The organism is Enterococcus rivorum (genome assembly GCF_001742285.1).
In the GTDB taxonomy this organism is placed as follows: Bacteria; Bacillota; Bacilli; order Lactobacillales; family Enterococcaceae; genus Enterococcus_L; species Enterococcus_L rivorum.
In genome coordinates this window covers 39,153-48,470 of record NZ_MIEK01000021.1, presented here as the reverse complement: position 1 = coordinate 48,470, position 9,318 = coordinate 39,153, and the positions used below count along the sequence as shown (strand labels likewise).

Below are 9,318 nucleotides of genomic sequence, written 5' to 3'. Positions count from 1 at the left end.
CTTCAACAACTAATTTTTTTAAGTCATAATCATATTTAGCCACTATAAAAAGCCCCCTAAGCTAGATTTTTTGGTCTAACTTAGGGGGCGCACTACAACAGTCTACTCTTTTGTAGACTGTTTTTTTTATAGTTCAGCAATCAAAAAAATCCCACCTCTGGGTAAAGGTGGGAAAAGGAGTTAAAAATGAAAAAGTGTTTGTTAGGGTTGTTTTGTTGTTAAATTAATCATACAAAAGAATTGTGAATAAACTATGATGAATTTGTCATAAATTCGTTGAAGAAATAAATTAAAAAAGAATAAAAAGATAGAGTGTATCTATTGTAAACTAATGGAAAAAGACAAGGTTGTCGCAGGGTATAATCATTGGTATAATCATTGGTATAATTTATTTGTTACATATTAAAAGAATGGTACTGCTGTTCTTTACAGGAGGGTACTTAAAATGGCACAAATCAAATTATCACCAGAAGAATTAGAAACTTCAGCAACAAAATACACGCAAGGGTCTGAAGAAATTTTAACTGTTTTATCGAATCTTGAAAGAGAACAAGAGACGATTCGTTCCAATTGGGAAGGTAGTGGCTTTGAAAGCTTTGACAATCAATTCGTTGAGTTACAACCAAAAATTCGTGAGTTTGGCGAGTTGTTAGAACAAATTAACCAACAATTACGTTCAGTCGCACAAATTATGCGTGATACCGATAACGATATTTCACAAGCGATTAACAATCGTTAGTTGTTGAGTGAACGTATAGACGAAGAGCAGAAAAATCTTCGTCTATTTTTAGAAAAACAGATGATTAATTGGAGCGGATACCATGAAAAAAAAATGGGTTAAGTATACATTGATAGTAGCTGTAGTTATTGTAGCAGTAGTAGGAGGAAAAGTATTTATGGATCAGCAAGCGGAAAAAGAAATGATTCGTATTGTTCATAGTGATGAGGCAAAACGAATTTATGAAGGTGCAATAAAACATAGAGATGATAGGGCTTTAGAAAAAGATGGGACAATAAAAAGTTATAAAATAGACGAAAATTCCATTGAATTAAATCCGATGGGAGGTGTTATGGTAGATTTAATCATAAATGACAATCCTAAGCTAGTGATTGGACTAATCTTATCGAAGGATGGTAATAAATCTCTTTACAATGGATCGTCCACAACGACAAAAGAGTTACTGGATTTACTTGCAAAGGAGAATAAAGACCATGAGTAACTATTCAGAAATGGAACATTTAGAAATAGCAAAACAAGAGTACAAAAATTTGAAATTAGGTCAAGAAATACTTGTTAACAACGACACAGTAAGTATTGGTTATGTTTCAGGTGTTATTGATAATGAGTCCACAGGCGAACAATCTTTTATCATAACAGACATTCCTTTACCGTCTAATCCTTCCCCAGCACAGAAAAATGCTGTTTCAGAGGTGACTGTTCTTTATCGTGGCTCTACCGCTCCTTATGGTGGGGATGATTGGATGAACGACTGGTTTATGAACGATCTCCCAGCAGCAGCGAACGTTTTAAATCCTAAATTTACCATTCAAGCTGCACCACCACAGCTAGAATCTGCTTCAAAAACATTGAATACTGCCATGAAAGACTATCCATATGCCATGTTCAATGTGTATGGCCACTCCCTGGGGTCTATGAATGGACAATATGCTTTAGTGAATGCGCTTGATCCTGATCGGATTCGAGGGGGTTATGTATACAATGGGCCAAATATTTATCTTTTTTTGACAGACAAGCAAAAGAAAACAGCCAATACGTTACAAGACCGTATTTTCAATTATATTGACCGGAAAGATTTGATTGGTGTAGTAGGGAATACATCAAATAATCAAACGGTGGGACAATTAATCTCGATAAAATCAGCCTTTTATTCGCCTCTTGACCAACATATGTTTGCTGGATATCAGTTCAATCATAAAGGGGAAATCCTCACTTCTTCAAAGAAAATGGCCGAAAAAGCAGCTAAAATAATTGAAGCTCAGATTAAAGGAGAATTATTGGCACTAGGTTTATTGCGAAAAAAACTTAAAGCAAGTGGTGGGAAACTTTCCGCCAATGAAGCCATTTATTTAGAGGATAGTGAAGCGTTATTAGCGGTTCAATCAGGTGGACGTGTCGTAAAAGAAAATATGGATGAATTAATTAAAATCTACCGAGATATTATGAAAGCATTAGAAGAAAATTGGGAAGAGGGCTTGCAGCGTGTGTTAAAATTCGTTTCTCGTTTGAGCTATGAGGAAGTGATGGCGGAGTTTGCTAAAACAGGAACAACAAAAGAAAAATGTGTTGATATACCTTGTGCCAAGTTAGAAGAGAAAATCGCTAAAGCAAAGCAACAAGGAGATGCCTTTGATCAATTGAGTCAAGAAATAGTGGCTGGGATTGAAAAACTGAAAGTAGCCGACCAACAATTAGCGATGCAGATTGGAGGTAGCGTGAATGCACCATAAGGAAGATTCTTTAAGAGAAGAATATCAGAGTGAAAAAAGAGTGTTGGAAGAACAAGAAGAGACCCTTCTTAGACAACGAGATCGTGGACTTTCTGAACTGGATGACATGGTGGACAAAGCGCGTTACTATTTTGGTGACTTTGCAGATGATTATGAATTGCAGAAAGGAATCATGGCAGTTTCTATGATTAAGGAAGAGCTAATTGATACCGTTCAACATGAAAGAAGGAGCATAGAACGTCAGTTAGAAGAGACGGAAGAAAATTATTATCAAGGTCTTCGTCAATTAGAAACAGACTCTTCTGAATGAAAGGATACATGTTAAATGTTAGAAAAACTAATAGAAAAATTAATGAAGGAAGCCGAAAAATCCCTTGTCCGTTCCATGTCGATGTCGATTGATGGGATGAGCTATTCGCTTCAAAGTAAAGGAGAAAAGGCGGAAGCAACGCAACTACAGGTGGCCAAAACAAGTATAGACCAAGTAGGAACGTCAGTAGGTAATTCTGTCAAAGGACAATTTGGGAAACAAGCAAAAGAAATAATCAAGCAGCAAGGGACGACATTAGCTAATTTTTAGAAAATGCTCGAAGCGAATAGACAGTTATTAATTCTCAAAAAAGCTAAATATAGGATTGTTTCTTTTTGATAAGAAGCAGTCTTTTTTTGCTCTCAAAACTTATAGGAATTGCTTTTTTTAAACGGATTAAATACACTAATGTTTACATGCTATCATTTATTACTATCAAAAAATAAAACAAACTTAGCTTTAAAAAATGGTTAGAAAAAAGGTAAGTGATCTCATAGATTTTATAAAAAGTGAATTTAAAAATTCCATTATTATGTGTAAAAAAAGAGAAAAAATCGTCTCTAAAATGGTCTGAAAAAAACACCTAAAATTGTTGCTGTTTGCATCACCAAAAAAATGGAATTATTGAAATTTAAATTTATTTACTTTATGCTTATCTATAGATAGTCGCAAATGGGTTACATTTGTTTACAGATTGTAAATAAAAAAAGTTGGGTTTGGACTAAACTCACTATTTTCTTTTTTAAACTCTTAATTTTACTTTTGCCGGTAATAGATAAGAGTTTTTTTATTTTTCTTTTTTGTGGTCTCAAAAAAGCTTAGTGACTGCCAAAAGCACCATTACTGTTTCGTATGTGGACATAGCTAAAACTCCTTTCTGAATCATGGACGAGTCGCCATTCCAAACATAATACCTAGTATAGAATGTTTTTTTGCATTGTACAACTTAGATAGAGGTTTCCTGACTAGTGACTTTCAAAGTCTGTTAAATATCTCCCCAACTTGTTATCCTATCTTGAAATTTTTAAGTGTCTCAATGATTTCTTCCTCACGAATGCCGATGTATCGCTTTGTAATCTGTTGTGACGCATGATTGAAGATTTCCATAAGTGTCGCAATGTCCTTCGTGTTACGATAATAACGATAGCCAAAAATTTTTCGGACAGTTTGAGTACCTAGGTCGTTTCGATTTAACAGTTGAACGACTGATAAATTATATTGATTTTAATCGGTTTATGCTTACCTTGACGACTTGGAAATAACCAGTCGTCAGTTTTTTTTCTTTTGTAAAATCTTGAATCTCAGTATTTCATTCTTAAAATAATTGTTATTATTTGTTTTGAAGGCAAAGAATGTTTACTATTACATAGAGATTTAAAAAATAGCTCAGAAATTCACGAGAAAATCGTTAAAAGCTTTTAAATAGGGTTTTTTACGTGTAGTATTTGTGATACTATAATACAGTCGTTAACAAGGAGGTAAAAAGATGATTGAACTTATAGCGACTGCGGAATCAATAGAACAGGCAGAAAAATTGCTAGATGCAGGAGTAGATACTTTATATATTGGAGAAGAGATGTTTGGCTTACGTTTACCTACATCATTTTCTAAAAAAGAGTTGCAGCAAATAACGGAGATGGCTCATCAAGTTGGTAAAAAAGTAAACGTTGCGGTAAATGGGATTATGCATCCTGAAAAAATGGAAAAAATTCCTGATTATTTACTGTTTTTAAATGAGATAGGAGTAGATTACATAACTGTGGGAGATCCCGGTGTTGTTTTTGTACTACAACGAGATAATATCTCTATTCCTTACATTTATGATGGCGAAACATTGGTTACGAGTTCCAGACAAATTAATTTTTGGGCGAAACGTGGGGCTGTAGGAGCGGTATTGGCTCGAGAAGTTCCTTATGAAGAAATGGTAGCAATCAAGGATAATTTGTTAGTGCCAGCTGAGGTCTTGGTTTATGGAGCGACATGTATTCATCAATCAAAACGACCGTTGTTGCAGAATTATTATCGCTACACAAAAAATAATGAGTCAGTCAGCAAAGAGCGAGGATTGTTTTTGTCAGAGCATAAAAAGGAAGAAACCCACTATTCAATTTATGAGGATAGTCATGGAACCCATATTTTTGCGGACAATGATGTTAACTTAATGGAAGAGCTAGATAAATTAAAGCAAGCGAATTATATAAAATGGAAATTAGATGGCATTTATGCACCTGGGGATAACTTCGTTGAGGTAGCAAAATTATTTGTAAATGCTAAGACACAGATAGAAAATGGTACTTGGACGGATGAGCAAGCAAAACAAGCGACTGAAAAAATTCAGTTGTTGCATCCGGAAAATAGAGGCTTAGACATCGGGTTCTTTAATTTAGACCCAGACGAAATTAAATAAGGGGAACAAATGAAATGACGAATAAACGAACACTAAAGCGTCCCGAGGTCTTAGCACCAGCCGGGACGCTAGAAAAACTAAAAACAGCTATTCACTATGGGGCAGACGCTGTTTATATCGGCGGGAATGCTTACGGTTTGCGTAGTAGAGCGGGCAATTTTTCTTATGAAGAAATGGCAGAGGGGATTGCGTTCGCTAAAGAACATCATGCGAAAGTCTATGTTGCTGCGAATATGGTCACTCATGAAGGAAATCAAGAAGGCGCGGGGGAATTTTTCCGTGAGTTAAGAGATGTAGGAATTTCGGCGGTAATTGTTTCTGACCCAGCCTTAATTGAAATTTGCGCAACGGAAGCACCAGGATTACCGATTCATTTATCTACTCAAGCCTCCGCTACTAATTATGAAACGTTAGAATTTTGGAAAAACGAAGGGTTGGAACGGGTTGTTTTAGCTCGTGAAGTTTCGATGGAAGAAGTCGCAGCGATTCGTAAAAATACGGATGTTGAAATTGAAGCCTTCATTCATGGAGCAATGTGTATTTCTTATTCTGGTAGATGTACTCTTTCTAATCATATGTCAATGCGTGATGCCAATCGAGGCGGTTGTTCACAATCTTGTCGTTGGAAGTACGAGTTGTACGATATGCCTTTCGGCGGGGAGCGGAAAAGTCTAACGGATAAAGGGGAAGTGGAAGAAGAGTTTTCCATGAGTGCGGTAGACATGTCCATGATTGAACACATTCCAGAGTTGATAGAAAACGGTGTTGATAGCTTTAAAATTGAAGGTCGCATGAAGTCCATTCATTACGTCTCTACGGTAGCGAATGTTTATAAAAAAGCAGTAGATACTTATATGGAGGACCCGGATAACTATGAGTGCAAGCAAGAATGGATTGATGAGTTATGGAAAGTAGCCCAAAGAGAACTTTCTACCGGTTTTTATTACCATACACCAACAGAGGAAGAACAGTTATTTGGTGCTAGACGAAAAATTCCAGAATATAAATTTATTGGTGAAGTAATGGCTTATGATGAGATAGAAAAAGTTGCGACGATTCGCCAGCGAAATCATTTTAGTGTTGGCGATGAAATCGAATTTTATGGACCAGGTTTTCATCATTTTGACCAAACCGTTGAAGTAATGTACAACGAAGACGGTGAATCCATTGATCGAGCGCCGAATCCAATGATGATTTTGACGATGCCTGTTGAGCAGCCTGTTGCCGTTGGAGATATGATTCGTAAAAAGAAATAAATTAAAGCGATTTAAGGAAAGAAATGTTTGGTCAAAAGCATTTTTCTTTCCTTTTTTATTTTTGGAGAAGAATGAATTGCTAAATAGAGTTACTTTTGTTATAAAGAGAAGAGAGTAGCTAATAAGTATAAGAGCAGTTTCTATTTTGCATTTTAAATTTGGAGGAATTATGATGGTAAAACAATTCGATTATATTGTAATAGGTGGTGGCAGTGGTGGGATTGCTTCTGCTAATAGAGCTGGGATGCATGGAGCTAAAGTTTTGTTAATTGAGGCTAGTGCCATCGGAGGAACTTGTGTCAATGAAGGCTGTGTCCCCAAAAAAGTGATGTGGCAGGCAAGTTCATTTATGGAAATGATGAAAACGGATGTGAAGGGCTATGGGTTTGATGTAGAAGTGAAATCTTTTGATTTTAAACAATTAGTTCACAACCGTCAAGCATACATTGATTTTTTGCATACAGCTTATCAAAGAGGGTTGGATAGCAATAATGTGGAGGTTCTGTCTGAGTATGCAACGTTTGTCGACAATCATACAATAAAAGCAGGGACAGAGACATATACAGCGCCACATATTTTAATTGCAACAGGAGGGCGTCCTAAAAAATTAGGGATTCCTGGGGAAGAATATGCGATAGATTCAGATGGTTTTTTTGCGTTGGAAGAATTGCCTAAGCGAGTTGTATTTATTGGTGCTGGCTATATAGCCGCTGAATTGGCCGGAACAGTTTGTGGTATGGGTTCAGCTACTTATTGGGCTTTTCGTAACGAGCGTCCAATGCGTGATTTTGATGAAATGCTTTCAGACAAAGTAGTGGAAAATTATCGCCAAGCCGGAATGAGTATTCATCCTAATTCGATTCCTAAAGTGATTAGAAAGCTTGATTCTGGAGAATTGCGAATAACCTTCAATAGTGGCGAGCAAATTACTACGGATGCTATTGTTTTTGGAACAGGTCGTCGTCCAAATACAGATAAGCTAGGGTTGGAAAATACAACCATAGAGCGAACAGAATCTGGCTATATAAAAGTCGATAAATTCCAAAATACAACACAAGAAGGTGTTTATGCTGTTGGGGATGTTATTGGTAAAATTGACTTAACACCAGTTGCGATTGCAGCGGGCCGTCGTTTATCTGAACGTTTATTTAATGGTAAGACAGATGAACATCTTGACTATGATTTAGTTCCAACCGTTGTCTTTACGCATCCACCAGTTGCGACTGTTGGCTTGTCAGAAAAGGCAGCGCTGGCTAAATATGGAGAAGCAGACACAAAAATCTACCAATCCACTTTTACACCGATGTACTATGCATTAGGTGAACACAGACCAAAATGTGTTATGAAATTAGTTTGTGCAGGAAAAGAAGAGAAGATTGTTGGGTTACATGGTGTTGGACTTGGTGTTGATGAAATGCTACAAGGATTCGCTGTGGCGTTAAAAATGGGTGCAACCAAAAAAGATTTTGACAATACTGTAGCAATTCATCCAACGGGATCAGAAGAGTTTGTTACTATGAGGTAAATAGATGCAAAACCAGTTGTGAGTCGTGAAAACGCAATAACTTTAGATGAAAATGGTAGGTAACTCTTATCTAACAAGTTTACTTGTAGAAAGAAATGTTGCTTACCATTTTTCGTATTTAAGTCTTAAAATGGGTAGAATATAATAAAACGTTGGGAATGAAAGTGGTTTGCAGCGTATTTATCACAAATCTGTGAAGTTGGTTGACACCGTGGTGAAATTAAATAAATTGGAAAAAAATTAGTTATATAGGAGTTATCAGGGAGGAGGTTAACATAGGGATAAAAAACTATATATTCTTAATCGTGCATAGTAATTATTGTTTATATACTGATTAAAGCCTCTAATAATAATCTGTTTTGTGTGTTGCTACTGACATCATAAGTATACGAGTGATTATTTTTTTTTTTGAATTTAAAGGATAAACAGAGTATATAATGAGAAAAATAACTCATATATAGCTGATTTTTGGTGTATTTCTAATTAATATAAAGAAATTATCCGGAGTTATAATGATTTGAAAGTGAAAAAATCTCAATAAATCTCAGCTTGGTATTCACTTAAGTAGAAAATTTCCAGAAAAATATTTCATATGTTATTGACAATTGTATTACATATATGATTAAATGGGAAAGTTGGAAATTAAGGAGGATATTAAAGTATGAAAGAAAAATTAAAGGTTACAAAACAAGAAATGAAAAATAAGGTTAGACCTTATCAAATCTATGGTTACTATTTTGCAATTCCAGTGGTTATTATAGCTTTATTCATATTATCTATTTTAGGAATAAATATAAGAAATACAGGGACGATTATCTTTGCCTTTACGATTATTGCTCATGTTGGAGTAAGTAAATTAAAACTGGTCTCTAAAAGAAAGTATGTAGCCCCAATATTAATGTATGTTGCAGAAGCAATTGGATTTATACTTGTAGTCTTGATGCTTTCTGAAATTTCAAATGGTGGAACTGGAGATATTTATTTAGGACTAATGGGCTTAACTATCTATCCTATTGAAATTATAGCAATCATTTTCTTTTTTATTACTGCCAATGACATAAAAAAATCATATCCAACGATGAAAGAAGAGTCAAAAAATGCTCGTGTAGCGTATTTAACTATAAAAAAAATGGACAAATAGAAAATTGAACTCACTGGGTTGACGTTTTTATTTACAATGATTTTTGAAACAAATGAATAAGCTAAACGAATTGGATATTTTGTTTACAGCGCCTTTTCATTTGTTCAATAAAATTTTTTTAAGATAAGAATTTTACTAGGCGGAATGTCAAAATATCATAAAAAAATAGCTTCATCTATTCTAAGAGATATGATTGATGGATTGTTTTTT

The 9,318-nt window shown here is 35.2% G+C and carries 9 protein-coding genes; all 9 read left to right on the top strand.

From position 1 onward, the window contains the following. The first annotated feature begins 445 nt into the window (after positions 1 to 445). The 9 genes from BCR26_RS08380 (at position 446) to BCR26_RS08340 (ending at position 9,108) form a co-directional block, all read left to right on the top strand. Positions 446 to 739: a WXG100 family type VII secretion target gene (locus BCR26_RS08380; RefSeq protein ID WP_069698533.1), complete on the top strand. Its 294-nt coding sequence runs from the start codon at positions 446 to 448 to the stop codon at positions 737 to 739. An 82-nt stretch (positions 740 to 821) separates the two neighbouring features. Beyond that, positions 822 to 1,220, top strand: a complete 399-nt coding sequence (locus tag BCR26_RS08375) for a DUF1310 family protein (protein ID WP_069698532.1) — start codon at positions 822 to 824, stop codon at positions 1,218 to 1,220. Continuing rightward, positions 1,213 to 2,469 (top strand): alpha/beta hydrolase family protein, encoded by a 1,257-nt coding sequence (locus tag BCR26_RS08370; RefSeq protein WP_069698531.1) that lies wholly within the window; start codon positions 1,213 to 1,215, stop codon positions 2,467 to 2,469. Before BCR26_RS08375 ends, BCR26_RS08370 begins: the two co-directional genes overlap by 8 nt. Then, positions 2,459 to 2,779, top strand: coding sequence for a hypothetical protein (locus tag BCR26_RS08365; RefSeq protein WP_069698530.1), 321 nt, complete (start codon positions 2,459 to 2,461; stop codon positions 2,777 to 2,779). Before BCR26_RS08370 ends, BCR26_RS08365 begins: the two co-directional genes overlap by 11 nt. Positions 2,780 to 2,794: 15 nt before the next feature. Further along, positions 2,795 to 3,049, top strand: a complete 255-nt coding sequence (locus BCR26_RS08360; RefSeq protein WP_069698529.1) for a hypothetical protein — start codon at positions 2,795 to 2,797, stop codon at positions 3,047 to 3,049. A gap of 1,216 nt (positions 3,050 to 4,265) precedes the next feature. Then, positions 4,266 to 5,186: a peptidase U32 family protein gene (locus tag BCR26_RS08355; protein WP_069698528.1), complete on the top strand. Its 921-nt coding sequence runs from the start codon at positions 4,266 to 4,268 to the stop codon at positions 5,184 to 5,186. A gap of 14 nt (positions 5,187 to 5,200) precedes the next feature. Further along, positions 5,201 to 6,442 (top strand): peptidase U32 family protein, encoded by a 1,242-nt coding sequence (locus BCR26_RS08350; RefSeq protein WP_069698527.1) that lies wholly within the window; start codon positions 5,201 to 5,203, stop codon positions 6,440 to 6,442. A gap of 172 nt (positions 6,443 to 6,614) precedes the next feature. Next, positions 6,615 to 7,967 carry a glutathione-disulfide reductase gene (gor, locus tag BCR26_RS08345; RefSeq protein ID WP_069698526.1) on the top strand — a complete coding sequence of 451 codons (1,353 nt, stop codon included), beginning with the start codon at positions 6,615 to 6,617 and terminating at the stop codon, positions 7,965 to 7,967. Positions 7,968 to 8,628: 661 nt separating this feature from the next. Then, positions 8,629 to 9,108, top strand: coding sequence for a hypothetical protein (locus tag BCR26_RS08340; RefSeq protein ID WP_069698525.1), 480 nt, complete (start codon positions 8,629 to 8,631; stop codon positions 9,106 to 9,108). The last annotated feature ends 210 nt before the right edge of the window (positions 9,109 to 9,318 follow it).

Excerpts from the sequence above, each read along its gene's own strand:
- BCR26_RS08380 (WP_069698533.1), top strand. The coding sequence starts at position 446 with ATGGCACAAATCAAATTATCACCAGAAGAATTAGAAACTTCAGCAACA.
- gor (WP_069698526.1), top strand. The coding sequence starts at position 6,615 with ATGGTAAAACAATTCGATTATATTGTAATAGGTGGTGGCAGTGGTGGG.
- BCR26_RS08370 (WP_069698531.1), top strand. The coding sequence starts at position 1,213 with ATGAGTAACTATTCAGAAATGGAACATTTAGAAATAGCAAAACAAGAG.
- BCR26_RS08340 (WP_069698525.1), top strand. The coding sequence starts at position 8,629 with ATGAAAGAAAAATTAAAGGTTACAAAACAAGAAATGAAAAATAAGGTT.
- BCR26_RS08360 (WP_069698529.1), top strand. The coding sequence starts at position 2,795 with ATGTTAGAAAAACTAATAGAAAAATTAATGAAGGAAGCCGAAAAATCC.
- BCR26_RS08375 (WP_069698532.1), top strand. The coding sequence starts at position 822 with ATGAAAAAAAAATGGGTTAAGTATACATTGATAGTAGCTGTAGTTATT.
- BCR26_RS08355 (WP_069698528.1), top strand. The coding sequence starts at position 4,266 with ATGATTGAACTTATAGCGACTGCGGAATCAATAGAACAGGCAGAAAAA.
- BCR26_RS08350 (WP_069698527.1), top strand. The coding sequence starts at position 5,201 with ATGACGAATAAACGAACACTAAAGCGTCCCGAGGTCTTAGCACCAGCC.
- BCR26_RS08365 (WP_069698530.1), top strand. The coding sequence starts at position 2,459 with ATGCACCATAAGGAAGATTCTTTAAGAGAAGAATATCAGAGTGAAAAA.